Source organism: Pseudomonas sp. KnCO4, from assembly GCF_045344305.1.
Lineage (GTDB): Bacteria > Pseudomonadota > Gammaproteobacteria > Pseudomonadales > Pseudomonadaceae > Aquipseudomonas > Aquipseudomonas anuradhapurensis.
The window spans coordinates 4,915,701-4,940,076 of sequence record NZ_CP174199.1; the positions used below are offsets into that span (position 1 = coordinate 4,915,701).

Annotated in this window: 25 protein-coding genes; 9 read left to right on the plus strand and 16 right to left on the minus strand. The window is 64.1% G+C overall.

Translation table 11 applies throughout. The features are described 5' to 3' along the window. Window positions 1–36: 36 nt before the first annotated feature. Window positions 37–1,353, plus strand: coding sequence for a lytic murein transglycosylase (locus tag ACJA3S_RS22745; RefSeq protein ID WP_406820080.1), 1,317 nt, complete (start codon window positions 37–39; stop codon window positions 1,351–1,353). 132 nt (window positions 1,354–1,485) lie between these two features. Here ACJA3S_RS22745 and ACJA3S_RS22750 read toward each other — a convergent pair whose 3' ends face one another. The 13 genes from ACJA3S_RS22750 to ACJA3S_RS22810 form a co-directional block, all read right to left on the minus strand. After that, window positions 1,486–2,424, minus strand: coding sequence for an LD-carboxypeptidase (locus tag ACJA3S_RS22750; protein WP_406820081.1), 939 nt, complete (start codon window positions 2,422–2,424; stop codon window positions 1,486–1,488). A 132-nt stretch (window positions 2,425–2,556) separates the two neighbouring features. Continuing rightward, entirely contained in the window at window positions 2,557–3,573 is a 1,017-nt protein-coding gene (gene lipA, locus ACJA3S_RS22755; RefSeq protein ID WP_256666001.1) for a lipoyl synthase, read from the minus strand. Window position 3,574: 1 nt separating this feature from the next. Continuing rightward, window positions 3,575–4,222, minus strand: a complete 648-nt coding sequence (lipB, locus tag ACJA3S_RS22760; RefSeq protein WP_013974352.1) for a lipoyl(octanoyl) transferase LipB — start codon at window positions 4,220–4,222, stop codon at window positions 3,575–3,577. Further along, entirely contained in the window at window positions 4,222–4,497 is a 276-nt protein-coding gene (locus ACJA3S_RS22765) for a DUF493 domain-containing protein (protein WP_085625758.1), read from the minus strand. Before ACJA3S_RS22765 ends, lipB begins: the two co-directional genes overlap by 1 nt. 73 nt (window positions 4,498–4,570) lie before the next feature. After that, complete coding sequence (locus tag ACJA3S_RS22770; RefSeq protein WP_186672699.1) at window positions 4,571–5,731, minus strand: D-alanyl-D-alanine carboxypeptidase family protein; 1,161 nt, start codon at window positions 5,729–5,731, stop codon at window positions 4,571–4,573. A gap of 270 nt (window positions 5,732–6,001) precedes the next feature. Next, window positions 6,002–7,006 (minus strand): septal ring lytic transglycosylase RlpA family protein, encoded by a 1,005-nt coding sequence (locus tag ACJA3S_RS22775; protein WP_406820082.1) that lies wholly within the window; start codon window positions 7,004–7,006, stop codon window positions 6,002–6,004. Further along, complete coding sequence (gene mltB, locus ACJA3S_RS22780; RefSeq protein WP_406820083.1) at window positions 7,006–8,016, minus strand: lytic murein transglycosylase B; 1,011 nt, start codon at window positions 8,014–8,016, stop codon at window positions 7,006–7,008. Before mltB ends, ACJA3S_RS22775 begins: the two co-directional genes overlap by 1 nt. A gap of 17 nt (window positions 8,017–8,033) precedes the next feature. After that, window positions 8,034–9,137: a rod shape-determining protein RodA gene (gene rodA, locus ACJA3S_RS22785; RefSeq protein WP_170034301.1), complete on the minus strand. Its 1,104-nt coding sequence runs from the start codon at window positions 9,135–9,137 to the stop codon at window positions 8,034–8,036. A gap of 38 nt (window positions 9,138–9,175) precedes the next feature. Continuing rightward, the gene (mrdA, locus tag ACJA3S_RS22790) at window positions 9,176–11,065 is read right to left on the minus strand and encodes a penicillin-binding protein 2 (protein WP_170032884.1); all 1,890 of its coding nucleotides are present in this window, start codon (window positions 11,063–11,065) and stop codon (window positions 9,176–9,178) included. 16 nt (window positions 11,066–11,081) lie between these two features. Continuing rightward, entirely contained in the window at window positions 11,082–11,549 is a 468-nt protein-coding gene (gene rlmH, locus ACJA3S_RS22795) for a 23S rRNA (pseudouridine(1915)-N(3))-methyltransferase RlmH (RefSeq protein ID WP_003249722.1), read from the minus strand. 10 nt (window positions 11,550–11,559) lie between these two features. Beyond that, window positions 11,560–11,979, minus strand: coding sequence for a ribosome silencing factor (gene rsfS, locus ACJA3S_RS22800; RefSeq protein ID WP_170032886.1), 420 nt, complete (start codon window positions 11,977–11,979; stop codon window positions 11,560–11,562). Window positions 11,980–12,022: 43 nt separating this feature from the next. Beyond that, entirely contained in the window at window positions 12,023–12,715 is a 693-nt protein-coding gene (nadD, locus tag ACJA3S_RS22805; protein ID WP_406820084.1) for a nicotinate-nucleotide adenylyltransferase, read from the minus strand. Continuing rightward, complete coding sequence (locus tag ACJA3S_RS22810; RefSeq protein WP_406820085.1) at window positions 12,684–13,955, minus strand: glutamate-5-semialdehyde dehydrogenase; 1,272 nt, start codon at window positions 13,953–13,955, stop codon at window positions 12,684–12,686. The genes nadD and ACJA3S_RS22810 overlap by 32 nt, the downstream gene beginning before the upstream one ends. 271 nt (window positions 13,956–14,226) lie before the next feature. On the opposite strand from ACJA3S_RS22810, the gene ACJA3S_RS22815 reads away from it, so the two are divergent. Continuing rightward, on the plus strand, window positions 14,227–14,895 hold the full coding sequence (locus tag ACJA3S_RS22815; protein WP_406820086.1) for a DNA-3-methyladenine glycosylase: 669 nt from the start codon (window positions 14,227–14,229) through the stop codon (window positions 14,893–14,895). A 2-nt stretch (window positions 14,896–14,897) separates the two neighbouring features. Then, entirely contained in the window at window positions 14,898–16,214 is a 1,317-nt protein-coding gene (locus ACJA3S_RS22820; RefSeq protein ID WP_406820087.1) for a bifunctional DedA family/phosphatase PAP2 family protein, read from the plus strand. Between the two features lie 136 nt (window positions 16,215–16,350). Here the strand turns inward: ACJA3S_RS22820 and ACJA3S_RS22825 are convergent, their stop codons facing one another. The 3 genes from ACJA3S_RS22825 to ACJA3S_RS22835 are packed head-to-tail and all read right to left on the minus strand — an operon-like array spanning window position 16,351 to window position 18,026. Next, window positions 16,351–16,941 (minus strand): LON peptidase substrate-binding domain-containing protein, encoded by a 591-nt coding sequence (locus ACJA3S_RS22825; RefSeq protein ID WP_406820088.1) that lies wholly within the window; start codon window positions 16,939–16,941, stop codon window positions 16,351–16,353. A 9-nt stretch (window positions 16,942–16,950) separates the two neighbouring features. Further along, the gene (locus ACJA3S_RS22830) at window positions 16,951–17,667 is read right to left on the minus strand and encodes an LrgB family protein (protein WP_406820089.1); all 717 of its coding nucleotides are present in this window, start codon (window positions 17,665–17,667) and stop codon (window positions 16,951–16,953) included. After that, window positions 17,664–18,026 (minus strand): CidA/LrgA family protein, encoded by a 363-nt coding sequence (locus ACJA3S_RS22835; protein WP_170032900.1) that lies wholly within the window; start codon window positions 18,024–18,026, stop codon window positions 17,664–17,666. The genes ACJA3S_RS22830 and ACJA3S_RS22835 overlap by 4 nt, the downstream gene beginning before the upstream one ends. 144 nt (window positions 18,027–18,170) lie before the next feature. On the opposite strand from ACJA3S_RS22835, the gene ACJA3S_RS22840 reads away from it, so the two are divergent. From ACJA3S_RS22840 to purH, 6 genes are all read left to right on the plus strand, one after another. Beyond that, complete coding sequence (locus ACJA3S_RS22840) at window positions 18,171–18,626, plus strand: MaoC family dehydratase (RefSeq protein ID WP_406820090.1); 456 nt, start codon at window positions 18,171–18,173, stop codon at window positions 18,624–18,626. A gap of 125 nt (window positions 18,627–18,751) precedes the next feature. Further along, the gene (gene prmA / locus ACJA3S_RS22845) at window positions 18,752–19,630 is read left to right on the plus strand and encodes a 50S ribosomal protein L11 methyltransferase (RefSeq protein ID WP_406820091.1); all 879 of its coding nucleotides are present in this window, start codon (window positions 18,752–18,754) and stop codon (window positions 19,628–19,630) included. A gap of 42 nt (window positions 19,631–19,672) precedes the next feature. After that, window positions 19,673–21,025, plus strand: a complete 1,353-nt coding sequence (locus ACJA3S_RS22850) for a DUF3426 domain-containing protein (RefSeq protein WP_406820092.1) — start codon at window positions 19,673–19,675, stop codon at window positions 21,023–21,025. A gap of 257 nt (window positions 21,026–21,282) precedes the next feature. Next, window positions 21,283–22,296 carry a tRNA dihydrouridine synthase DusB gene (dusB, locus tag ACJA3S_RS22855; RefSeq protein WP_170032907.1) on the plus strand — a complete coding sequence of 338 codons (1,014 nt, stop codon included), beginning with the start codon at window positions 21,283–21,285 and terminating at the stop codon, window positions 22,294–22,296. Further along, window positions 22,293–22,613, plus strand: a complete 321-nt coding sequence (gene fis / locus ACJA3S_RS22860; RefSeq protein ID WP_012274390.1) for a DNA-binding transcriptional regulator Fis — start codon at window positions 22,293–22,295, stop codon at window positions 22,611–22,613. Before dusB ends, fis begins: the two co-directional genes overlap by 4 nt. An 81-nt stretch (window positions 22,614–22,694) precedes the next feature. After that, complete coding sequence (purH, locus tag ACJA3S_RS22865; RefSeq protein ID WP_186686550.1) at window positions 22,695–24,302, plus strand: bifunctional phosphoribosylaminoimidazolecarboxamide formyltransferase/IMP cyclohydrolase; 1,608 nt, start codon at window positions 22,695–22,697, stop codon at window positions 24,300–24,302. Window positions 24,303–24,376: the final 74 nt, after the last annotated feature.

Consider the following 24,376-nt stretch of genomic DNA (forward strand, 5'->3'; position numbering starts at 1 on the left):
ATGGTCATCACCTGACCTGCAATTCTGGATCTGTGCATGCTTCTCAGTCTTCTCCCCCGCTGGAAAACCCGTCAGCTGCTCGCGGCCTCCAGTTTCATCCTGCTCGTGGCCTGCGCAGAAAAGCCCACCGCCGCCGATACCCTGCCGCTGGCTCCCGCCCAGCCCGCCCCGGTGGTGACCCTGCCCGGCACAACCCCAGACGTCAGCACTGAAATCCAGCCTCTGCAAACCTTCGCGCAATGGCAGGCCGGCTTCCGTCAGCAAGCCCTGCAAGCCGGTATTGCGCCGGATACCTTCGACCGCGCATTCCTCGGCATCACCCCTGACATGGACGTGATCAAGGCCGACCGCAGCCAGCCGGAGTTCACCCGCCCGGTGTGGGAATACCTCGAAGGCGCCCTGTCACCGCTGCGCGTGCGCAATGGCAAGAAGTTGCTGGAACAACATGCAGAGTTGCTCACGCTCATCGAGCAGCGCTATGGCGTCGACCGCCAGGTGCTGGTTGCCGTGTGGGGCATGGAAAGCAACTTCGGCCAGTTCCAGGGCAACAAGTCGGTCATCCGCTCGCTGGCTACCCTGGCCTATGAAGGCCGCCGCCCGCAATTTGCCCAGGACCAGCTGATCGCCGCGCTGCAGATCATCCAGCATGGCGACATCCAGCCTGAAGCCATGCGTGGCTCGTGGGCCGGGGCCATGGGCCAGACCCAGTTCATCCCGACCACCTACAACACCCATGCCGTCGATTTCGACGGTGACGGCCGCCGTGACATCTGGAACAGTACCCCGGATGCCCTGGCTTCGACCGCGCATTACCTGCAGAGCTCGGGCTGGAAGCGTGGCCAGCCTTGGGGCTTCGAGGTGCAGGTGCCAGCAGGCTTCGATTACTGGCAAGCCGATGGCGCACTGCGCAAGCCAGTGAGCGAGTGGTTGGCGCAGGGCGTGAAACTGCCTGCGGGGACGCAACTGCCGGTGGGCAGCAACCAGCTGTCTGCCGCCCTGCTGCTGCCAGCAGGCGCGCGCGGCCCGGCGTTCCTGGTGCTGGACAACTTCCGCGCCATCCTCAAGTACAACAATTCGTCGTCCTATGCGCTGGCGGTGAGCCTGCTGGGGGACCGCTTCACTGGTTGGGGCTTCATCGCTGGCAGTTGGCCGAAGGAAGACCTGCCGCTCAGCCGCAGCGAGCGCATGGAGCTGCAGAACCTGTTGAACAGCAATGGGCATGAGGCGGGGAACCCTGACGGCATCATTGGCGCCAATACCCGCAAGGCGATCCGCAACGCCCAGCAGGGGCTGGGCTGGCCGGCGGATGGCTACCCGACCCACAAGCTGCTTGAGAGCCTGCGCCAGCAGTGAGGGTGCTGGGGCCGCCATGCGGCCCTTTCGCAACACAGGCCGCTGCTACAGGACCGCGCAATCCCGATGATTCTCGATCGCCTGCAGGGGCAGCCTTGTGTCGCGCTGGGCTGCAAAGCAGCCCCGGCAATCTCAAACCCTGAACAGATCCTGCTCCAGCACCAATGTTTGCTCGACACTATCCAGCCGCACCCTGGCCCCCAGCGGCAAGCATACATTCGGATCACAATGGCCACTGCGCCACCCGGCCAGCACCGGCACACCCAGCGGCCCGAAGATATCCTGCAGCAACGGCGTCAGCGCCGCCGTGGTAATCCCGGCAAAATCGCCCACCAGCACGCCCTTGATCCCTTCCAGCTTGCCCGCCAGGCGCAGCTGGGTCAGCAGGCGGTCGACCCGGTACAACGGTTCGTTGACGTCCTCGATGAACAGGATGCAGCCCTTGGTATCCAGCTCGGCAATGGTCCCCAAGGTCGCTCCCAGCATCGACAGGTTGCCGCCTAGCAGCGGCCCGCTGGCCACGCCCGGCCGTACGCAGGCCAAAGCGTAGTCGGCCGGGTGCACGATCGGCTCGCCGCTGCGCACCTGGCCACCCAGCTGTGCCAGCAGCGAAGCCTCGGTCGGCGGCTGCTTGGCACCGAGCAGGTCGGCATTGAGCATTGCGCCATGGAAGGTGGGCAACCCGGTTCTGCGGTAAATGGCCGTGTGCAACGCGGTAATGTCGCTGTAGCCGATCAGCGGCTTGGGGTTGTGCCGGATCAGCTCGAAATCGAGCTGGTCGAGCAGGCGCATGCTGCCGTACCCGCCACGCATGCACAGGATGGCGTCGACCGTCGGGTCGGCGAAAGCATCATGCAGGTCTTGCAGGCGCTGCTGGTCCGCGCCCGCCAGGTAACCTTGCGCCTGCAGGGCCCCCGGGTAGATCCGGCAACGGTAGCCGCGCTCGGCAAACCAGCGGGTGGCCTTCTCGGTATCCAGCCGGGCCGGGCCGGCAGGGGCGACGATGGCAAAGCAGGCGTCGCGCGGCAACGCCTTCGGCAAGCAAGGTTCGGTACGCTCAAGGCAATTCACATGCAACTCCTTGCAAGTCCTGGGGGCTTGATGCTGCCGGTGCGGAGCGGCCTCGGCCAGCAGGAAACCCCATCAACAACAATGCCGATGGCGCCTTTCGGCGCGCATCGGCATGTGTGGCCCAACCGTTGATCAGAGCTTGATCTTGGCTTCGTGGGCCTGTTGGTCAGCGTGGTACGAAGAACGCACCAGCGGCCCGGATGCGACGTTCTTGAAGCCCATCTTGTAGCCTTCCTCGGCGAACCAGGCGAAGGTGTCCGGATGGACGAAACGCTGCACCGGCAAGTGGCTGCGCGACGGCTGCAGGTACTGGCCGAGGGTGAGCATGTCGATGTCATGTTCGCGCATGCGCTGCATCACTTCGATCACTTCGTCGTCGGTCTCGCCCAGGCCCAGCATCAGGCCCGATTTGGTCGGAACATGCGGCACCAGCTGCTTGAACTTCTGCAGCAGGTCCAGCGACCAGTCGTAGTCCGACCCCGGACGCGCGGCCTTGTACAGGCGCGGTACGGTCTCGAGGTTGTGGTTGAACACATCCGGCGGCTCTTGCGCGGTGATCTCCAGGGCAACGTCCATGCGGCCACGGTAGTCCGGCACCAGGGTTTCCAGCTGCACGCCCGGCGACAGCGCACGGATTTCACGGATGCAGTCAGCGAAGTGCTGGGCCCCGCCGTCACGCAGGTCGTCGCGGTCCACCGAGGTGATCACCACGTACTTCAGGCGCAGGTCGGCGATGGCGATGGCCAGGTTCTTCGGTTCGTCCAGGTCCAGCGGCTTCGGCCGGCCATGACCGACGTCGCAGAACGGGCAGCGGCGGGTGCAGATGTCACCCATGATCATGAAGGTCGCGGTACCGCCGGAGAAGCACTCGCCCAGGTTCGGGCAGGACGCCTCTTCGCACACACTGTGCAACTTGTGCTTGCGCAGCAGTTGCTTGATGCGGTCTACCTCGGGCGAAACCGGGATACGCACGCGGATCCAGTCGGGCTTCTTCGGCAGCTCGTCGGTGGGGATGATCTTCACCGGGATGCGCGCCACCTTCTCGGCACCACGCAACTTGACCCCGGCTTCCACTTTCTTCGGCGCTGGGCGCTGGGTGGCATCCTGGGTAGGTATCAGGTTCGGCACGGCTTCTTGCACAGTTGTCATATCAGTCGATTCCGCCCGTAAGGGTCGTCTGCTCAGCGTAGTCGAGGTGCTTGACCAGCTGTCCGCGCAGCCTTGTCCTGACCTCGTCGAGTTCGATAGGACCTGCCAGGTCGCGCAGCTGGGTCATCGCCAGCCCCGCATAGCCGCAGGGGTTGATTCGGCGGAATGGCGCAAGGTCCATGTCCACGTTCAGGGCAAGGCCGTGGAACGAACGGCCATTGCGGATTCGCAGGCCGAGGGAGGCGATCTTCGCTCCGTCGACATAGACGCCCGGCGCATCGGGCTTGGCCGCGGCCTGGACATCGTAACTGGCGAGCAGGTCGATGAGGGTCTGCTCGATACGGCTGACCAGCTCACGCACACCAAAGCCCAGCCGGCGCACATCCAGCAGCAGGTAGGCCACCAGTTGCCCGGGGCCATGGTAGGTCACCTGGCCACCGCGGTCGGTCTGCACCACCGGGATGTCGCCTGGCACCAGCAGGTGCTCGGCCTTGCCGGCCTGGCCCTGGGTGAAGACTGCGGGGTGCTCGACCAGCCAGACTTCATCCTGGCTGTCCGGGCTGCGCTGCTCGGTGAAGCGCCGCATGGCCTCCAGCACCGGTTCATAGGGCTGCAGGCCAAGCTCGCGAAAACCGAGGCAGGCGGACATCAGAGCACCATTTTCACGATGCCGGTAGCACGCAGGGCGCTGTTGATATCGTGCAGCTGGTTCTCGCTTTCGGCAACGATGTGCAACTGCACGGTGGTGTACTTGCCTTCCTTGCTCTGGCGCTCGGCCAGCGTGGAAAGGTCGACCTTGGCGTGCTTGCTGAGAATCTCGATCACCGTGTCGCGGAAACCGACCACGGTATCGCCGATGACCTTGATCGGGTAATCGTCGCAGGGGAATTCGATCTTGTGCGACTTGACGTCTGGTTCGCTCATGGCGGAAACGGCCTCATAAGCCGTGGCAACAACAACGCCCCCGCGGGATACGCGGGGGCATGCAGGTCACGTATCAGTTGAACAACCCGTAGAAGAATAGACGGATGCTATCCCACATACGGCGGAAGAAACCACCTTCCTCGACGCCATCGAGGGCGATCAGGTCGGCGCTGTGAACCACTTTTTCGTCCAGTTTGACTTCCACTTTGCCGATCACGTCACCTTTGGCAATCGGTGCAGTGAGCTGCGGGTTCATGGTCATCGAAGCCTGAAGGCGTTTCAATTGGCCTTTAGGCATGGTCATGGTCAGGTCTTCGGCCAGGCCAGCCTTGACTTCGCCAGTGGCGCCTTTCCAGACCGGTGCCTTGGTCAGCTCGGTGCCCTTCTGATAGAAGGTCTGGGTTTCGAAGAAGCGGAAGCCGTAGGTCAGCAGCTTCTGGGTCTCTGCCGCACGCGACTGCTCGCTGTTGGTGCCGAACACCACGGCGATCAGGCGCTGGCCGTCGCGAACGGCCGAAGCCACCATGCAGTAGCCGGCTTCGTCGGTGTGGCCGGTCTTCAGGCCGTCGACGGTCTTGTCACGCCACAGCAGCAGGTTGCGGTTCGGCTGCTTGATGTTGTTCCAGAAGAATTCCTTCTGCGAATAGATGGCGTAGTGGGCCGGGTCGACATTGATGATCGCGCGGGCCAGGGTCGCCATGTCATGGGCCGACGAGTAGTGGTCCGGATGCGGCAGACCGGTCGGGTTCATGAAGTGGCTGTTGCTCATGCCCAGGTCGGCGGCAGTCTTGTTCATCATGTCGGCGAAGGCATCTTCGCTGCCGGCGATGTGCTCGGCCAGGGCGACCGAGGCGTCGTTGCCGGACTGGATGATGATGCCGTGCAGCAGGTCGCTGACGGTCACCTGGCTGCCCACCTTGATGAACATGCGCGAACCGCCGGTACGCCAGGCGTTCTCGCTGACGGTTACCGGGTCGTTTTCACCGATCTGGCCGCGGCGGATGTCGAGGGTGGCGATGTAGGCGGTCATCAGCTTGGTCAGGCTGGCCGGCGGCAGGCGCTCGTCACCGTTGTTCTCGACCAGCACGTTGCCGCTGGACGCGTCCATGAGTACGTAGGACTTGGCTGCCAGTTGCGGTGGCGCCGGCGTCATCTGCTCAGCCGCGAAGGCGGCCGGCGTGATCATCAGCAGTACGGGCAGGCAAAGTCGTTTGGCAAGGTTGGTGATGTTCATCCGTCTCTCGAAAATCGCTAATGGTCTGAATTTCCCTGGGCAAGATCATGTGCCCAGCGCCAGTCAGTCTAGTTTTGTGGCCATAGGCCTGGCCCGGCAAAATGCGGCGTTATGTCGCTGCGGGCAAAAGCCGACATTGTACATGCCTGCGCCCGGCAATTCATGACAAAACCGACAGTTTGGTGTTGCCTTCTTCGCGGGCACGCCCGCTCCCACAGGGTTTCGCATGCCCCTGTGGGAGCGGGCGTGCCCGCGAAGAAGGCAACGCGGTCAGTCGGCCGTGACCAGCTTGGCCTGCCCCAGGTTCGCCAGGCGGATGCTGTCCTGCGCCTGCTGGATCTCGCCCTGGCTGCTGATCGGCCCCAGGCGCACGCGGTGCAGGGTTTGCTGGTTACGCACGATCGAGCTGATGAATACCGGCGCGCTGACCATGCTGCTGAGCTTGGAACGCAGCAGTTCGGCGGCGTCCGGGTTGGCGAAGGCGCCCACCTGCAGGAAGCTGCCGCCACTGTTGCTGGCTGGCACGTTGTTGCCGCCGACCTGCACCGGCACCACCGGTGCCGCGTGCTGTTGCGGCGGTGGCGTCCATTGCTCGACACGCCCGGTACTGGCCGGGATCGCCTGGGTCTGGGCCACTTGCGGCTCCTTCAGCACCATCGGCGGCGTCTGGCCACGCTGGGCCCACCATTGCTGCGGGTCGATGCCCTCGACGCGCACATGCGCGGTACCGATTTCGGCGTAACCGAGCTTCTTCGCTGCGGCATAGGACAGGTCGATGATGCGATCGGAGTAGAACGGCCCACGGTCGTTGACCCGCAGGATCACGCTGCGGCCGTTGGCCAGGTTGGTTACCCGCACATAGGCTGGCAGCGGCAAGGTCTTGTGCGCCGCACTCATGCCGTACAGGTCGTACAGCTCGCCGTTGGCGGTGTTCTGCCCGTGGAACTTGGTGCCATACCACGACGCAGTCCCCTCGGCGCGGTAGTTGCGCGCGTCCTGCATCGGGTAGTAGGTCTTGCCCAGTACCGTGTACGGGTTGGCCTTGTAGTTGCCGGTGTGCACGGTCGGCGTGGCATCGGGGATCTTGCTCACATCCACGTCCCACCACGGCGCGCCGTCCTTGTGCGCCCGGTTGATATCCAGGCCCGGCTGGGTGCGCACCACGTTGCCGCTGCCTTGCTGGGTCGGGCGGCTGGAAGAGCAGCTGGCCAGCAGCACGCCAACGGCGAGGCAGGTCAGCAGCTTGAAAGAATTGGCAGAGATGATTGCGCGCATTAGTTGACGCCCCGTGCTTGAACCAGCTGTTCCGAAAGCTGATGCACCGCCATGGCATACATCACGCTGCGGTTGTAGCGAGTGATCGCGTAGAAGTTCTTCAGGCCCATCCAGTATTCGGGGCCATTGTCGCCCTCGAGCCGGAAGGCGGTAACCGGCAGATCATCGCGCAGGGAATCATGAACCGACCAGCCAAGCGCGCGCAACTCCCCTACCGTCTTTACCGGCTCGATGCCGGTGGTCAGGCCCTCGTCGGCCCGCTCGCCATCCACCCAGGCGCGGCTGATCACACCTTCACCGGCCACCCACCCGTGGCGCTTGAAGTAGCTGGCGACACTGCCGATGGCATCGTCCGGGTTGTTCCAGATATTGATGTGGCCGTCGCCATCGAAATCCACCGCAAAGTTGCGGAAGCTGCTCGGCATGAACTGCGGCAAGCCCATCGCGCCGGCGTAGGAGCCCTTGAGGGTCAATGGGTCGAGCTGCTCTTCGCGAGACAGCAGCAGGAACTCGCGCAGCTCCTTGCGGAAGAAGTCGGCCCGCGGCGGATAGTCGAAGCTCAGCGTCGACAGGGCGTCTATCACCCGGTAGTTGCCGGTGTTGCGGCCAAAGAAGGTTTCCACGCCAATGATGGCGACGATGTACTGTGCCGGTACGCCATATTCCTGCTCGGCCCGGGCCAGCGCTGCCTCGTGCTGGCGCCAGAAATCCACACCGCGGGCGATGCGCGCGTCGGTGATGAACATCGGCCGGTAGTCCTTCCACGGTTTTACCCGTTCGGCCGGGCGCGAAATGGCGTCGAGGATCGACTGCTTGCGTTGCACCTCGGCGAACACGCCCATCAGCTGTTCAGGAGCAAAACCGTAGTCGCGGCTCATTTCGCCAACGAACTGGGCCACCTGCGGCGAGTCCCGGTAGTCGCCGGCATGGGCCAGCTGTACAGCGCCGAACAGGCCCACCGCGCCGACCCACGGCGCACAACGGGCAGCCCAGTTACGCACTGCTTGCATGAAATTGTTCACCTTATTCAAACCTGCGCGATCCATTTGCGGTGCGTGTGGATCGACATCAGAACGCCAAACGCTGACAGCAGCGTCACCAACGAAGTTCCGCCATAGCTGATGAAGGGCAGCGGTACGCCCACCACGGGCAGAAGGCCGCTGACCATCCCGATATTGACGAATACATAGACAAAGAAGGTCATGGTCAGGCTGCCGGCCAGCAGCTTGCCGAACAAGGTCTGCGCCTGGGCGGTAATCACCAGGCCACGGCCGATCAGCAGCAGATAGACGATCAGCAACAGGCAGATGCCGACCAGGCCGAATTCCTCGCCGAGCACGGCAATGATGAAGTCGGTGTGGCTTTCCGGCAGGAAGTCCAGGTGCGACTGCGTGCCGAGCAGCCAGCCCTTGCCGAATACCCCGCCCGAGCCGATCGCCGCCTTGGACTGGATGATGTTCCAGCCGGTGCCCAACGGGTCGCTTTCCGGATCGAGGAAGGTCAGTACCCGCTGTTTCTGGTAGTCGTGCATGACGAAGAACCACATCGCCACCGCCACCGGCACTGCCGCCGCCAGCACGCTGAGGATCCAGCGCCAGCGCAGGCCGCCCATGAACAGCACGAAGGCACCGGAGGCGAGGATCAGCAGCGCAGTACCCAGGTCGGGCTGGCGCACGATCAGGATGAACGGCACGCCAATCAGCACCAGGCTGATCGCCACGTGCTTGAGATGTGGCGGCAAGGTGCGCTTGGACAGGTACCAGGCGATGGTCGCCGGCATGATGATCTTCATGAACTCCGAGGGCTGGAAGCGAATCACCCCGGGAATGTTGATCCAGCGCGTGGCGCCCATGGCGTTGTGGCCCATCACGTCGACCACCACCAGCAGCATCACCCCGACCAGGTAGGCCAACGGCACCCAGCGCGCCATGAAGCGGGGCTCCAGCTGGGCGATGATGAACATCGACGCAAGGCCGATGCCGAACGAGGTGGCCTGCTTGAGCAACAAGTCCCAGTTCTTGCCACTGGCCGAGTACAGCACGAACAGGCTGCCAGCGGCGAGGGTCAGCAGAATGACCAGCAAAGGGCCGTCGACATGGATGCGCTGCAGAAAACTGGCGCGTCGACGCATCACATCCTCGCTGGAGAGCATGCGATCGAAATTGTTCATCACAGGGCTGATTCCTGGGTAACGGTGGCGGGCGCGAACTCGGGCTTGAGCCGGCCGTTTTCGTCGAGCAGCCAGGCGTCCATCACCTGGCGTACCACCGGCGCGGCAACACCCGAGCCCGACTCACCGTTCTCGACCATCACCGATACCACGATCTTCGGGTCGTCGGCCGGGGCGAAGGCGACGAACAGGGCATGGTCGCGGTGGCGCTCCTGGAGCTTGTTGCGGTCATACTTCTCGCCCTGCTTGATCGCCACCACCTGGGCGGTACCGCTCTTGCCGGCGATGCGATACTGCGCGCCGATGGCCGCCTTGCGTGCGGTACCACGGGCGTTGTGCATCACCTGCTCCATGCCATGGGTGACCTTGGCCCAGTCGGACTTGTCACGCAGCACGATGTTGTCCATGGGGTTGTCGTCCACCGGCGGCTGGCCTTCGATGGTCTTGGCCAGGTGCGGGCGGTTCCATACGCCCTTGTTGGCGATCAGCGCGGTGGCCTGGGCCAGCTGCAGCGGCGTCGCCTGCATGTAGCCCTGGCCGATACCGAGGATCAGGGTTTCGCCGGGGAACCAGGCCTGGCGACGGGTAGCGCGCTTCCATTCCCGCGACGGCATCAGCCCGGCGGACTCTTCGAACATGTCCAGGGAAACCCGCTGGCCGATACCGAACTTGTTCATGTAGCTGGACAGCCGGTCGATGCCCATCTTGTGCGCCAGGTCGTAGAAGTAGGTGTCGTTGGAACGCATGATCGCGGTGTCCAGGTCGACCCAGCCATCGCCGGTGCGGTTCCAGTTGCGGTACTTGTGGTCGTAGTTGGGCAGTTGGTAGTAACCCGGGTCGAACACTCGGCTGCCGGCATTGACCACGCCACTGTCCAGGCCGGCGATGGCCACGGCCGGCTTGATGGTCGAACCCGGCGGGTACAGGCCGCGCAGCACGCGGTTGAACAATGGCCGGTCGATCGAGTCGCGCAGTTCGGCATAGGCCTTGAAACCGATGCCGGTGACGAACAGGTTGGGGTCGAAGCTGGGCTGGCTGACCATTGCCAGCACCTCGCCGGTACGCGGGTCGAGTGCCACCACGGCGCCGCGCCGACCACCCAGGGCGGCCTCGGCGGCTTCCTGCAACTTGATGTCCAGGCTCAGCACGATGTCCTTGCCCGGTTTCGGGTCGGTACGCTTGAGCACGCGCAGCACCCGGCCGCGCGCGTTGGTCTCGACTTCCTCGTAGCCCACCTGGCCGTGCAGGGCGTCTTCGTAGAACCGTTCGATGCCGGTCTTGCCAATGTGGTGGGTGCCGCTGTAGTTCACCGGATCGAGCGTTTTCAGCTCCTTCTCGTTGATCCGCCCCACATACCCCACCGAATGCGCGAAATGCGCGCCCTGCGGGTAATGGCGCACCAGCTGGGCCACCACTTCCACACCCGGCAGGCGGAACTGGTTCACCGCCACGCGGGCAATCTGCTCTTCGTTGAGCTCGAACAGGATCGGCACTGGCTCGAACGGCCGGCGGCCCTGGCGCATGCGCTTCTCGAACAGGGCGCGATCATCGGGCGTCAGCTCCAGCACTTCGACGATGGTATCCAGCACTTCCTGCCAGTTACCCGCACGTTCACGGGTCATCGACAGGCTGAAGCTGGGCCGGTTGTCGGCAACGATTACCCCGTTACGGTCGAAGATCAACCCGCGGGTCGGCGGGATCGGCTGCACATGCACCCGGTTGTTCTCCGACAGCGTCGAGTGGTAGTCGTACTGGATGATCTGCAGGTAGTACAGCCGCGCGATCAGCACGCAGACAAGCAGCACGACCGCCACTGCGCCCACCACGACGCGGTTGCGCACCAGGCGGGCGTCTTTCTCATGGTCCTTGAGACGGATCGGCTGCGACATCGGGCTGCTTACAGGCTCATTTGTGGTAAGGGTGCCCGGACAGCACGGTCCAGGCGCGGTAGATCTGCTCGCCGATGAGTATCCTTACCAACGGGTGCGGCAGGGTCAATGGCGACAGCGACCAGCGTTGTTCGGCACGCGCACAGACCTCCGGCGCCAGGCCTTCCGGGCCGCCCACCATCAAATTCACCGTGCGCGCATCCAGGCGCCAGCGGTCCAGCTCGGTCGCCAGTTGCTCGGTACTCCAGGGCTTGCCATGGACCTCGAGGGTGACGATGCGCTCCCCGGGCTGAACCTTGCTCAGCATGGCCTCGCCCTCCTGACGAATCAGGCGGGCGACATCGGCATTCTTGCCACGGGTATTCAGCGGGATTTCCACCAGCTCCAGCGACAGCTCGGCGGGCAGGCGCTTGGCATATTCATGCCAGCCTTCCTCGACCCACTTCGGCATGCGCGAGCCGACCGCGATCAGGCGCAGACGCACAGCGCTTTCCTTATTCCCGGTCCTTGAGCTTTTCGGAATACTCGTGGGCCTGGTCCGGGCTGTGGTGCTTGCCATCGGCGGCACGGCTCTGCTCGGCACCCTGCCACAGGCGCTCCAGGTCGTAGAACTGGCGGGCAGCGGCGGTCATCATGTGCACGATGACGTCGTTCAGGTCCAGCAGTACCCAGTCGCTGTCGCCCTTGCCTTCTTCACCCAGTGGCTGGGCGCCCTTGGCCTTGACCGCTTCGCGGACCTTTTCCAGCATCGCGTTGATCTGGCGGTTGGAGGTACCGGTGGCAATGATCATGTAGTCGGTCAGGCTGTGCTTGTCGCGCACGTCGATGACCTGGATGTCCTGGGCCTTGACGTCTTCCAGCGCTGCCTTGGTCAGGGCGACCAGTTCTTCGCCGTGGATTTTCTGCTTGGTCATATAAAACTCGTTCAACTCGTTGGATGAGGTGCCAGAGGCACCGTCAGTTAGGCGCACGATACAGTTCGTGCGCCTCGATGTAGGCCAGTACGGCGTCCGGCACCAGGAACCTCACCGACTTGCCGCTGGCCAGCAGCTGTCGGATCTGTGTAGCCGACACCGCAAGCGGCGTCTGCCAGACGAACGAAATGTTTCCCGCCGGGCCGGACATGGCGGTGGGATCGCTCTCGGAGCGCGCAGCCAGCAGGTTGCGCAGCTCGTCAGGGGGTTCTACGTCGGCATCCGGGCGTTGCAGCACCAGGATGTGACAGTGTTGCAGCAATTCTTCCCAGCGGTGCCAACCGGGCAGGCCGCAGAAGGCATCCCAGCCCAGCACCAGGAACAGCTGGTCGTTGGCCGCCAGTTCGGCGCGGATCGACTCCAGCGTATCGATGGTGTACGACGGCTTGTCGCGTGCCAGCTCACGGGCATCCACGCTCAGGCAGGGCACGCCCTGCACGGCGCTCTGCACCATGGCCAGGCGGTCCTTGGCGGCCACCTGCGGGGTGTCGCGGTGCGGCGGCCGGGCATTGGGCAACAGGCGCAGCTCGTCCAGCCCCATGAACTCGGCCACTTCCAGCGCGCTGCGCATGTGGCCGATATGCACGGGGTCGAAGGTGCCGCCTAGAATGCCGATGCGCCGGACTGCCTGGGCCTTGCTCAACTCAGCAGGACTCCTGGCCGCGCAGCTGGCCATCGCCGATCACCACGTACTTCTCGCAGGTCAGGCCTTCCAGGCCGACCGGGCCGCGGGCATGCAGCTTGTCGGTGGAAATGCCGATCTCGGCACCCAGGCCGTACTCGAAGCCGTCGGCGAAGCAGGTCGGGGTATTGAGCATGACCGACGCCGAGTCGACTTCGGCCATGAACTGACGCGCCTCACCCTGATGTTCGGTGATGATCGAATCGGTGTGGTGCGAGCCATAGTGGTTGATGTGCTCGATGGCCTGCTCCAGGCCGTCGAGCACACGGATCGACAGGATCGCATCCAGGTACTCGGTGTGCCAGTCGGCCTCGGTGGCCGGCTTGGCCTCGATGATGGCCCGGGTGCGCTCGCAGCCACGCAGCTCTACGCCCTTCTCCTGGAAGCGGCGGGCCATTTCTGGCAGGAAGCGCTCGGCCACCTGCTGGTCGACCAGCAGCGTTTCCATGGCGCCACAGATACCGTAGCGATAGGTCTTGGCGTTGAATGCCACACGCCAGGCCTTGTCCAGGTCGGCGTGCCGGCTGACATAGATGTGGCAGATACCGTCCAGGTGCTTGATTACCGGCACCCGGGCATCACGGCTGATGCGCTCGATCAGGCCACGGCCACCGCGCGGCACGATGACGTCGACGAATTCCGGCATGCTGATCAGCGCACCCACGGCCTCGCGGTCGGTGGTTTCCACCACCTGCACCACGGCCGCCGGCAGGCCGGCTGCGGCCAGGCCACGCTGGATGCAGGTGGCGATCGCGCGGTTGGAATGAATGGCTTCGGAGCCGCCACGCAGGATGGTTGCGTTACCTGACTTCAGGCACAGGCTGGCAGCATCGATGGTCACGTTCGGACGCGACTCGTAGATGATCCCGATCACCCCCAGCGGCGTGCGCATCTTGCCCACCTGGATACCCGATGGGCGGTAGCTCATGTCGCGGATGGCACCGACCGGGTCCGGCAGGCTGGCCACTTGGCGCAGGCCGGTGATCATGCCGTCGATACGCGCCGGGGTCAGCGCCAGACGATCGAGCAGGGCCGGCTCTAGGCCGTTGGCGCGGCCAGCGGCGAGGTCTCGCTCGTTGGCGGCGGTCAGCTCGGCACGGGCGGCATCCAGCGCGTCGGCGGCAGCTTGCAGGGCGCGGTTCTTCTGCGCGGTGCTGGCACGGCCGATCACCCGGGAAGCCTCACGGGCAGCGCGACCCAGGCGGGTCATATAGTCAAGAACGGACTCAGTCATGGGTTCGGTGTCTTGGCGAAGGGGAAATCGGCTGATTATAACTGCCGCGCAGGTGTACGCCCAGCGGCGGGTGGCGGATGGTCGAAAATGGCTGGGCTCGACCCGCTTCTTGTGGCGCCTGTGAGATCGCGCGCCGCCCGCCCCAAGGCGAACCCCTTAGGCTCAACCAAAACCGAAACATACAGATACCAATCAATCAGCCCGCAGGTTCAGCCTCGATTAAGTCATTCATTGCTATCATCCCCGCCTTCCCAACCGCGAACTGCCCCGCATGCCAGCACTGCCCGACAGCTTCTTCGACCGCGACGCCCAGACCCTGGCCAAGGCCCTGCTGGGCAAGGTCATCCGTCACCGCCACGGCGACCTGTGGCTGGCCGCACGGATCATCGAGACCGAGGCCTACTACCTCAGCGACAAAGGCAGCCACGCCTCGCTCGGCTACACCGAAAAGCGCAAGGCGCTGTTCCTCGATGGCGGGCACATCTACATGTACTACGCGCGTGGCGGCGACTCGCTGAACTTCAGCGCCCACGGGCCGGGCAACGCGGTGCTGATCAAGTCCGCCTACCCTTGGCAGGACGCCGTCTCGGGGCCGAACAGCCTGGCGCAGATGCAACTGAACAACCCCGACGCCAGCGGCAACCTGCGCCCGGCCGAGCGCCTGTGCGCCGGGCAGACCCTGCTGTGCCGCGCCCTCGGCCTGAAGGTGCCACACTGGGACGCCCAGCGCTTCGACCCCGAGCGCCTGTACGTCGAGGATTGCCGCATCGCCGTGCCGCGAATCATCCAGACGGCCCGCCTGGGCATCCCGCACGGCCGCGACGAGCACCTGCCGTACCGCTTCGTCGATGCCGAATACGCCCGTTTCTGCACGCGGAACCCGTTACGTCGAGGCCAAGTCGAAGGCCGCGACTTCTTCATTCTCGAACAAGGAAGCTGAACATGGGCCAATGGCTCGACAGCCTGACCGGCTGGCTCAGCGCCAACCCACAGTGGCTTGGCCTGGCAATTTTCCTGGTGGCCTGCATCGAATGCCTGGCCATTGCCGGCATCATCGTGCCGGGCACCGTGCTGCTGTTCGCGGTCGCGGTGCTGGCCGGCAGTGGAGCCTTCAGCCTGGGCGAAACGCTGCTGCTGGGCTTTCTCGGTGGCCTGCTCGGTGACGCGGTGTCCTATGCAGTAGGCAAGTACTTCCATCAGAACATCCGCCGCCTGCCGCTGCTGCGCCACCACCCGGAATGGATCGGCAGCGCCGAGGCCTATTTCCAACGCTACGGCATTGCCAGCCTGCTGGTCGGGCGCTTCATCGGGCCGCTGCGGCCCATGCTGCCAATGGTCGCCGGCATGTTCGACATGCCGCTGCCACGCTTCATCGCCGTCAGCCTGGTGGCCGGCGCGGGCTGGTCGGTGGCCTACCTACTGCCCGGCTGGGCGACGGGTGCCGCCATGCGCCTGCCATTGCCGCAAGGCTTCTGGCTGGATGCCGGCATGATCGCCGGTACCCTGGCAGTCATCATCGGGCTGAGCCTGAACACCAGCATCCGTGATCAACGCCACGGCACCCGGCTGATCGCCGGCATGAGCCTGGCGGCACTGGCCGGGGTATTCCTGGGCTGGCCCTACCTGCACGAATTCGACCAGGGTGTGATGACATTGGTGCAGGAGCACCGTAGCCAGGCTATCGATGGCGCCATGGTCGTGGTGACCCGGCTGGGCGATTTCCGCACCCAGCTGTTCCTGGGCGGCCTGCTGACCGGTCTGCTGCTGCTAGCCCGGCAATGGCGTCATGCCCTGTTCGCCGCGGGCGCGCTGATGGGCACGGCGCTTGCCAATGGCACCTTGAAATGGCTGTTCGCCCGGGCCCGGCCGGAGGTGCTCAGCGACCCGTTGACCAGCTACAGCATGCCCAGCGGGCACAGCTCGGCGTCGTTCGCGTTCTTTCTGGTCATGGCCGTGCTGGCCGGGCGCGGGCAGCCGCCGCGGATGCGCCTGACCTGGGTCATGCTGGGCTGCATTCCGGCGCTGGCGATAGCCCTGTCGCGGGTTTACCTGGGGGCGCACTGGCCGACCGACATCCTTGCCGGGGCCCTGTTGGCGTGCTGTGTATGCGCGCTGAGCCTGGCATTGGTACAGCGGCGGCAAACCTTGCCGGCCTTGCCGCTGCGGGTGTGGTGGCTGATAGTGCCGGCCTGCATCGCGTTGCTGGCGTTCTTTGCCATGCATGCGTTGCCGCAGGCGTTGTTGCGCTATCAGTACTGATTGCGCCCTGTAGGAGCGGCCTTGTGTCGCGAAAGGGCTGCGAAGCAGCCCCGGCAATTTATGGCTGCGCTGAAGTTCTGGGCTGCTTCGCAGCCCTTTCGCGACCCAAGGCCAGGGCCAGCAGCAGGGCCAGGAGTCAGGCAAACAGCTCGCCCTGAATCCGCTCCAGCAGCTTCTGGATCTCACCCAGGCGCTGCTGCGGTGAGTCGAGGGCCAGCAGATCCAGCTTGTCCTCTTCCATGAACGGCAACAGGTACGCCAACTGGTTGGCCAGCGCCTGCCGCCCATCCACCGGGCGCGGCATGTCCAGGGCTTCGACCATCGGGTGCTCGCCCAGCGCCACCAGCAACGCCAGCAGGTCATCGTCGGCCTCGAGCAAGGGGCTGTCCGCCTGCTCCGGCAACCATTGCACCTGCCCCACCAACAACTGGTCCTTCTGCACCTCGGTGCTTTCCAGGTTGAAGCGCCGCACACCTTCGACGCGAATGCCCAACAACCCGTTATCCTGCTGCACGAAATCGCGGATCACCGCCTCGCAGCCGATCGAGGCCACTACCGGCGGCGCCTTGCCGACCTGTTCGCCTTCGAGGATGCACACCACGCCAAAACCTTCGCCCTGCTTCATGCAGCGCCCGATCATGTCCAGGTAGCGCGCCTCGAAAATCTGCAGATCGAGAAAGCAGCCAGGAAACAGCACGGTATTGAGCGGAAACAGCGGTAACGTCATTACAAGTCCTCAAGCCACCAGGCTGACCGCCAGCGGCAGGAACACCGCCGTGGCCACGCCCATCAGGCTCATTGCCAGCGCGGCAAAGGCGCCGCATTCGTCACTTTCCTGCAAGGCCACCGAAGTGCCCACCGCATGCGCGGTCACACCCAGCGCCATGCCGCGCGCCTCGGGGCTGTGCACGCCGCAGCGGCTCAGCAGCGCCGGGCCGAAAATCGCCCCGATCACCCCGGTGATCAACACGAACACCGCCGCCAGGGCTGCCACCCCGCCAATCTGCTCGGCCACCAGCATGGCAATTGGCGAAGTCACCGATTTTGGCGCCATGGTCATCAGGATCATGTGTTCCGCACCGAACCACCAGCCGAGTACCAGGCAGAACAGCGTGGCAAACAGGCCCCCGATTACCAGCGTAGTAAAGATGGGCCAGAACAGCTGGCGGATACGCCGCAGGTTCAGGTACAGCGGCACGGCCAGGGCCACGGTGGCAGGCCCCAGCAGAATGTTCATGATCTCGGTGCTCTTGCGGTATTCGCGGTAGTCGATGCCGAACAGCAGCAGCACACCGATCACCAGCAGCATCGACACCAGCACCGGCTGCAGGAAGATCCAGCGGGTCTTCTCGTAGGCGGCCAGCACCACCTGGTAGGCACCAAGGGTAATGCCGATACCGAACAATGGGTGGTGCACCACCGCGTCCAGCGCGCCTTGCCAGTCAAGTATCATGGCTGCTCCTCGCGTCGGCCCTGGCGCTGGATGAGTTTTTGCATCAGCACGCCGACAAACGCCAGGGTCACCAGGCAGGAAATCAGCAACGCCCCGACGATGGCCCAGAAGTCGGCGGCAATGTCCCTGGCATACACCATCACCCCCACTGCCGGCGGCACCAGCAACAGCGGCAGGTAGCGCAGCAGACTGCTGGCCGCCTCGTTCAGCGGCTTGCCAACCTCGCCACGGGCCATGAGAAAACACAGCAGCAGCAACAGGCCGATGATCGGCCCCGGCAGAAACGGCACCAACAAGTGGTTGATCGCCGTACCCAGCAACTGGAACAGCACCAGCCAGGTCAGACCACGCAACAGCATAAGCATCTCCCTCGTGCATGGCCGCCATTATAAGCATGTGGCCGTCATATACCGATATTCGCCGAAATACCTGCAACTTGACTGAAACGGTTCGCCGTGCTGATCTTGCACATTCGTACCAACTAACAACTTGGAGAGCCCGCGATGCCCTATGTACCGGTTACAGAGCTTTCGCAGTACGTTGGTAAGGAACTGGGCCGTTCGGCCTGGCTGAAGATCGACCAGCAGCGCATCAACCTGTTCGCCGAAGCCACGGGTGATTTCCAGTTCATCCATGTGGACCCGGCCAAGGCGGCGCAGACTCCGTTCGGCTGCACCATCGCCCACGGTTTCCTCACGCTGTCACTGATTCCCAAGCTGATCGAGGACATCCTGGTCCTGCCGCAAGGGCTGAAAATGGTGGTGAACTATGGGCTGGACAGCGTGCGTTTCATCCAGCCAGTCAAGGTCGACAGCCAGGTGCGGCTGCAGGTCAAGCTGGCCGAAGTGCTCGAAAAGAAGCCCGGGCAATGGTTGCTCAAGGCGGTTGCCACCCTGGAGATCGATGGCGAAGACAAGCCTGCCTACATCGCTGAGTCGCTGTCCCTCTGTTTTGTCTGATGAAATTCGGGGGGCGTTACCCGCTCCCCTGCCCAAGCCGATCCACAAATCCCCCGCACTCGCGTAAACTGCCAGCCTTCGCGCAGCCTGGGGCTGCCCCTGTCGATTTACCAAAGGTGCCCGCCATGCCCTGGCTGCAAGTACGCCTGGCCATCAGCCCGGAACAAGCCGAAACCTACGAAGACGCCCTGCTCGAAGTGGGCGCTGTCTCGGTCACGTTCATGGACGCCGAAGATCAACCGATCTTCGAGCCAGACCTCAACACCACCCCGCTGTGGTCGCACACCCACCTGCTGGCCCTGTTCGAGGCCGATGCCGAGCCCGAGCAGGTGTTCTCCCACCTGCGCCTGCTGACCGGTGCCGAGCTGCCCGAGCACCAGGCCGAGGTGATCGAGGACCAGGACTGGGAACGCAGCTGGATGGACAATTTCCAGCCAATGCGCTTCGGCCGCCGCCTGTGGATCGTGCCCAGCTGGCACGAAGCCCCGGAACAGGACGCGGTGAACCTGCTGCTCGACCCGGGCCTGGCGTTCGGCACTGGCACCCACCCGACCACCGCCCTGTGCCTGGAATGGCTCGACGGCCAGCAGCTGGAAGGCACCCAGGTGCTGGACTTCGGCTGCGGCTCGGGCATCCTGGCCATCGCCGCGCTGCTGCTGGGCGCCCGCGAGGCGGTCGGTACCGACATCGACGTGCAGGCCATCGAGGCTTCGCGCGACAACGCCCAGCGCAATGGCATCGCCGATGAAAAGCTGGCGCTGTACCTGCCCGAGCACATGCCGGCGATGCAGGCCGACGTACTGGTCGCCAACATCCTCGCCGGCCCGCTGGTGTCGCTGGCGCCGCAGCTGTCCGGCCTGGTCCGCCCCGGGGGCCTGCTGGCGCTGTCGGGCATCCTCGCCGAACAGGGTGAAGAAGTGGCCGCAGCCTACGCCGCCGACTTCGCACTGGACCCGATCGTCGTGCGTGACGGCTGGGTCCGTATCAGTGGTCGGCGCCGTTAAGCCAGCCTAGAATACTTTTCTGCACAGCTCCCGGATCGCCGCATGACCGACAGTTTCGTCACCCAGTGCCCGCATTGCCAGACTAGCTTTCGCGTCACTCACCACCAACTGAGCGTGGCCCGCGGCGTGGTGCGCTGCGGCCACTGCCTGCAGGTATTCAATGCTGCCAGGCAGTTGCTGGAGCAGAACCGCGCCAGCACCGCCAGCCAACCTGTGGTGCCGGCGCCAGAGCCAGCGACGCCTGACGAGCCGGTGGCCGAGCCAACGACGGCTGCGCACGAGCCAACAGTCGGCGAGCACAACAGCCCAGCCAACGAAAACTGGGCCCTCACCGCCCAGGCACTGGACGCCCTCGATCTCGACAAGGAGCTGGAACGCCTGGAGCGTCGCGGCCACCCCGTGCCGGCACGCCCGGCCGAGCAGGATGACGGGTTGCAGGCACGGCGCGACGACTTGCAGCCGGACGAACACGCTGACGACCTGTTCGGCACCGCCACCGATGAACCTTTCGAACCACCACAGGCAGATGAGCCGGCCCCGGTGCTACAGCCGCTGGAGCTGGATCTCGAACCTGTCCCGGGCGAGCGCACCGAGCCAACCCTGGGCGGTAGCCTGGAGCTGGACCTCGACGATGAGCCGCCTGTACGCCATGCCGTCGACGATGACCACCCCGCCTTCGACGAGCCGCTGCGTGCCAGCGATGACGAAATCCCGGAAAAAGGCCTGAGCGCGCGCGACGACGAACCGCTGGCGCTGAGCCTGTCGGCGCACGATGACGACCCTGTCGAGCCACTGCCCGGCGAACGCCTGGAACCAGGCTTTGCCGCCAAGCCAGAGCGCCCGGCACGCAAGGAGCCGCTGGTCGACGTGGTGGACGATCCATTGCAGCTGGGCTGGGAGAAGCCTGCACCGAACTGGGGCAAACGCCTGCTGTGGGGCTTCCTGACCTTGCTCGCCGCGGGTTTGCTGGCGTTCCAGTACGTGTGGTTCCACTTCGACGAAATGGCCCGTCAGGACCAGTATCGGCCGCTGTTCCAGCAAATCTGCCCGTTGGTCGGGTGCGAAGTCCCGACCCGCGTCGATATTGCCCGGATCAAAAGCAGCAACCTGGTGGTGCGCAGCCACCCGGACTTCAAGGGCGCGTTGATCGTCGATGCGATCATCTACAACCGCGCGCCGTTCGCCCAGCCCTTCCCGCTGCTGGAGCTGCGCTTCGCCGACCTCAATGGCCAGCTGATCGCCAGCCGGCGCTTCAAGCCCAGCGAGTACCTCTCGGGGGAACTGGCCGGGCGTGGCGAGATGCCCAGCCAGACCCCGATCCATATCGCCCTGGACATCCTTGACCCCGGACCAAAGGCAGTCAACTACAGCCTCAGCTTCCGTTCGCCGGAATGAACATTGTGCCGGTGGGGGCGCCTTGCGCCCCTTCGCGACACAAGGCCGCTGCTACAGGAGATCGCGCTCGCCTGTAGCAGCGGCCTGGTGTCGCGAAAGGGCTGCAAAGCAGCCCCAGGCCCTTCTCCATACCAAATGGCATAAGCCGACAACTGTTCAGATTTTATCCAAACCCATCTTTATCCGGTCACCGAGAGCGGGTATCATGCCAACCCTTTTTCAGACTCCAAGATTCGGCCCCACAACAGGGATCACCTATGTCGGCGGTACGCATCGGCCAATACACACTACGTAACAACCTGATCCTCGCGCCCATGGCCGGCGTTACGGACCAGCCTTTCCGTACCCTTTGCCAGCGCCTGGGCGCCGGCATGGTGGTGTCGGAAATGGTCTCTAGCGACATGAGCCTGTGGAACAGCCGCAAGTCGAGCCTGCGCCGCATCCATGAAGGTGATCCCGAGCCACGCTCGGTGCAGATCGCCGGTGGTGATGCGCAGATGATGGCAGCGGCGGCGCAAGCCAATGTCGAAGCGGGTGCCCAGATCATCGATATCAACATGGGCTGCCCGGCAAAAAAAGTCTGCAACAAAGCCGCAGGCTCTGCTTTATTGAGAGATGAAGCCTTGGTCAGCGAGATTCTCCACGCCGTGGTTGGCGCCGTGGACGTCCCGGTGACGCTGAAGATTCGCACCGGCTGGGACCGGGCGAACAAGAACGGCCTGAACGTGGCGAAGATCGCCGAACAGGCCGGCATCCAGGCGCTGGCGGTACATGGCCGCACACGCGCCGACCTGTATACCGGCGAAGCCGAATACGACACCATCGCTGCCATCAAGCAGGCGGTGTCGATCCCGGTTTTTGCCAACGGCGATATCACCTCGCCAGAAAAGGCCCGGGCGGTGCTGGACGCCACCGGTGTCGATGGCCTGCTGATAGGCCGGGCTGCCCAGGGGCGGCCATGGATCTTTCGCGAGATCGAGCATTACCTGCGCACTGGCGAACATCTGCCAGCGCCGCAACTGGATGAAGTGGAACGCATCCTGCTGGAGCACCTGGCCGCGCTGCATGCCTTCTATGGCGATGTGATGGGCGTACGTATCGCCCGCAAGCACGTTGGCTGGTACCTGGCAACACGACCCGGCGGCAAGGAGTTTCGCTCCCGGTTCAACGCTTTGGAAGACACACAAGCGCAGTGCGCCAACGTTCGTGCGTTTTTCAGCGAACGTCGACAGAGCCTTGAGACAGAGGACGGACAAGGGGTGGCCGCATGACGATGATGACCGAGACATTTGTGAGTGGAACAACGCCCGTGAGCGACAACGCCAACCTGAAACAGCACCTGAACACGCCGAGCGAAGAAGGCCAGACCCTTCGCGACAGCGTCGAGAAGGCGCTGCACAACTACTTCGCCCACCTGGAAGGCGCGACCGTGACGGACGTGTACAACCTGGTGCTGTCCGAAGTCGAGGCGCCCCTGCTCGAAAGCGTGATGAACTACGTCAAGGGCAACCAGACCAAGGCCAGCGAGATGCTCGGGCTGAACCGAGGCACCCTGCGCAAGAAGCTCAAGCAGTACGACTTGCTGTAAGCCAGAATCCCAACCAGAAAAGGCGGCTCCCTGAACAGAGGCGCCTTTTTTGCTGACTCCACCGCGTTATTGGAACCCGAAATGACCGACCAGACTACCCGCCTGCCAGTCCGCCGCGCCCTGATCAGCGTCTCCGACAAGACCGGAATCCTCGAATTCGCCCGTGAGCTGCAGCAGCTCGGTGTCGAGATCCTGTCCACCGGCGGCACCTACAAGCTGCTCAAGGACAACGGCGTCAACGCGGTGGAAGTGGCCGACTACACCGGCTTCGCCGAAATGATGGATGGCCGGGTCAAGACCCTGCACCCGAAAATCCACGGCGGCATCCTCGGCCGTCGCGGCATCGACGACGCCATCATGAACGAGCACGGCATCAAGCCGATCGACCTGGTGGCGGTCAACCTGTACCCGTTCGAGGCGACCATTTCCAAGCCTGGCTGTGACCTGCCGACCGCCATCGAGAACATCGACATCGGTGGCCCGACCATGGTCCGTTCCGCGGCCAAGAACCACAAGGACGTGGCCATCGTGGTCAACGCCAGCGACTATGCCGGCATCGTCGAAGGCCTCAAGGCCGGCGGCCTGACCTACGCCCAGCGTTTCGACCTGATGCTCAAGGCATTCGAGCACACCGCCGCCTACGATGGCATGATCGCCAACTACATGGGCACCATCGACCAGGCCAAGGAAACCCTCAGCACCGAAGGCCGCAGCGAGTTCCCGCGCACCTTCAACAGCCAGTTCGTCAAGGCCCAGGAAATGCGCTACGGCGAGAACCCGCACCAGAGCGCGGCGTTCTACGTCGAGGCGAAAAAAGGTGAAGCCAGCGTTTCCACGGCCATCCAGTTGCAGGGCAAGGAGCTGTCGTTCAACAACGTGGCCGACACCGATGCCGCGCTGGAATGCGTGAAGAGCTTCGTCAAGCCAGCCTGCGTCATCGTCAAGCACGCCAACCCGTGCGGCGTTGCCGTGGTACCTGAAGAGGAAGGTGGTATCCGCAAGGCCTACGACCTGGCCTACGCGACCGACACCGAGTCGGCGTTCGGTGGCATCATCGCCTTCAACCGCGAGCTGGATGGCGAAACCGCCAAGGCCATCGTCGACCGCCAGTTCGTCGAAGTGATCATCGCACCGAAAATCTCCCAGGCCGCCCGCGACGTGGTTGCTGCCAAGCAGAACGTCCGCCTGCTGGAATGCGGCGAGTGGCCAGCCGAGCGCGCTGCCGGTTGGGACTTCAAGCGCGTCAACGGTGGCCTGCTGGTACAGAGCCGCGATATCGGCATGATCAGCGCCGATGACCTGAAGATCGTGACCAAGCGCGCACCGACCGAGCAAGAGATCCACGACCTGGTATTCGCCTGGAAAGTCGCCAAGTTCGTCAAGTCCAACGCCATCGTCTACGCCAAGCAGCGCCAGACCATCGGCGTCGGTGCCGGCCAGATGAGCCGCGTCAACTCCGCCCGCATCGCGGCCATCAAGGCTGAGCATGCCGGCCTGCAGGTACAGGGTGCTGTCATGGCCTCGGATGCGTTCTTCCCGTTCCGTGACGGCATCGACAACGCAGCTAAAGTGGGTATCAGCGCCGTGATCCAGCCAGGTGGCTCGATGCGCGATGCCGAGGTGATTGCTGCCGCTGACGAAGCCGGCATCGCCATGGTCTTCACCGGTATGCGCCACTTCCGCCACTAATCAAGATGGCCGGCCGATCCTCGGCCCCTGTGGGAGCGGGTTCACCCGCGAATGCGATGTTGGATTCACCGCCG

Coding starts and splice junctions, on each gene's coding strand:
- ACJA3S_RS22745 (WP_406820080.1), top strand. CDS start 37: ATGCTTCTCAGTCTTCTCCCCCGCTGGAAAACCCGTCAGCTGCTCGCG.
- lipA (WP_256666001.1), bottom strand. CDS start 3,573: ATGACAACTGTGCAAGAAGCCGTGCCGAACCTGATACCTACCCAGGAT.
- lipB (WP_013974352.1), bottom strand. CDS start 4,222: ATGTCCGCCTGCCTCGGTTTTCGCGAGCTTGGCCTGCAGCCCTATGAA.
- ACJA3S_RS22765 (WP_085625758.1), bottom strand. CDS start 4,497: ATGAGCGAACCAGACGTCAAGTCGCACAAGATCGAATTCCCCTGCGAC.
- ACJA3S_RS22770 (WP_186672699.1), bottom strand. CDS start 5,731: ATGAACATCACCAACCTTGCCAAACGACTTTGCCTGCCCGTACTGCTG.
- ACJA3S_RS22775 (WP_406820082.1), bottom strand. CDS start 7,006: ATGCGCGCAATCATCTCTGCCAATTCTTTCAAGCTGCTGACCTGCCTC.
- mltB (WP_406820083.1), bottom strand. CDS start 8,016: ATGCAAGCAGTGCGTAACTGGGCTGCCCGTTGTGCGCCGTGGGTCGGC.
- rodA (WP_170034301.1), bottom strand. CDS start 9,137: ATGCGTCGACGCGCCAGTTTTCTGCAGCGCATCCATGTCGACGGCCCT.
- mrdA (WP_170032884.1), bottom strand. CDS start 11,065: ATGTCGCAGCCGATCCGTCTCAAGGACCATGAGAAAGACGCCCGCCTG.
- rsfS (WP_170032886.1), bottom strand. CDS start 11,979: ATGACCAAGCAGAAAATCCACGGCGAAGAACTGGTCGCCCTGACCAAG.
- nadD (WP_406820084.1), bottom strand. CDS start 12,715: ATGGCCAGCTGCGCGGCCAGGAGTCCTGCTGAGTTGAGCAAGGCCCAG.
- ACJA3S_RS22810 (WP_406820085.1), bottom strand. CDS start 13,955: ATGACTGAGTCCGTTCTTGACTATATGACCCGCCTGGGTCGCGCTGCC.
- ACJA3S_RS22815 (WP_406820086.1), top strand. CDS start 14,227: ATGCCAGCACTGCCCGACAGCTTCTTCGACCGCGACGCCCAGACCCTG.
- ACJA3S_RS22820 (WP_406820087.1), top strand. CDS start 14,898: ATGGGCCAATGGCTCGACAGCCTGACCGGCTGGCTCAGCGCCAACCCA.
- ACJA3S_RS22825 (WP_406820088.1), bottom strand. CDS start 16,941: ATGACGTTACCGCTGTTTCCGCTCAATACCGTGCTGTTTCCTGGCTGC.
- ACJA3S_RS22830 (WP_406820089.1), bottom strand. CDS start 17,667: ATGATACTTGACTGGCAAGGCGCGCTGGACGCGGTGGTGCACCACCCA.
- ACJA3S_RS22835 (WP_170032900.1), bottom strand. CDS start 18,026: ATGCTGTTGCGTGGTCTGACCTGGCTGGTGCTGTTCCAGTTGCTGGGT.
- ACJA3S_RS22840 (WP_406820090.1), top strand. CDS start 18,171: ATGCCCTATGTACCGGTTACAGAGCTTTCGCAGTACGTTGGTAAGGAA.
- prmA (WP_406820091.1), top strand. CDS start 18,752: ATGCCCTGGCTGCAAGTACGCCTGGCCATCAGCCCGGAACAAGCCGAA.
- ACJA3S_RS22850 (WP_406820092.1), top strand. CDS start 19,673: ATGACCGACAGTTTCGTCACCCAGTGCCCGCATTGCCAGACTAGCTTT.
- dusB (WP_170032907.1), top strand. CDS start 21,283: ATGTCGGCGGTACGCATCGGCCAATACACACTACGTAACAACCTGATC.
- fis (WP_012274390.1), top strand. CDS start 22,293: ATGACGATGATGACCGAGACATTTGTGAGTGGAACAACGCCCGTGAGC.
- purH (WP_186686550.1), top strand. CDS start 22,695: ATGACCGACCAGACTACCCGCCTGCCAGTCCGCCGCGCCCTGATCAGC.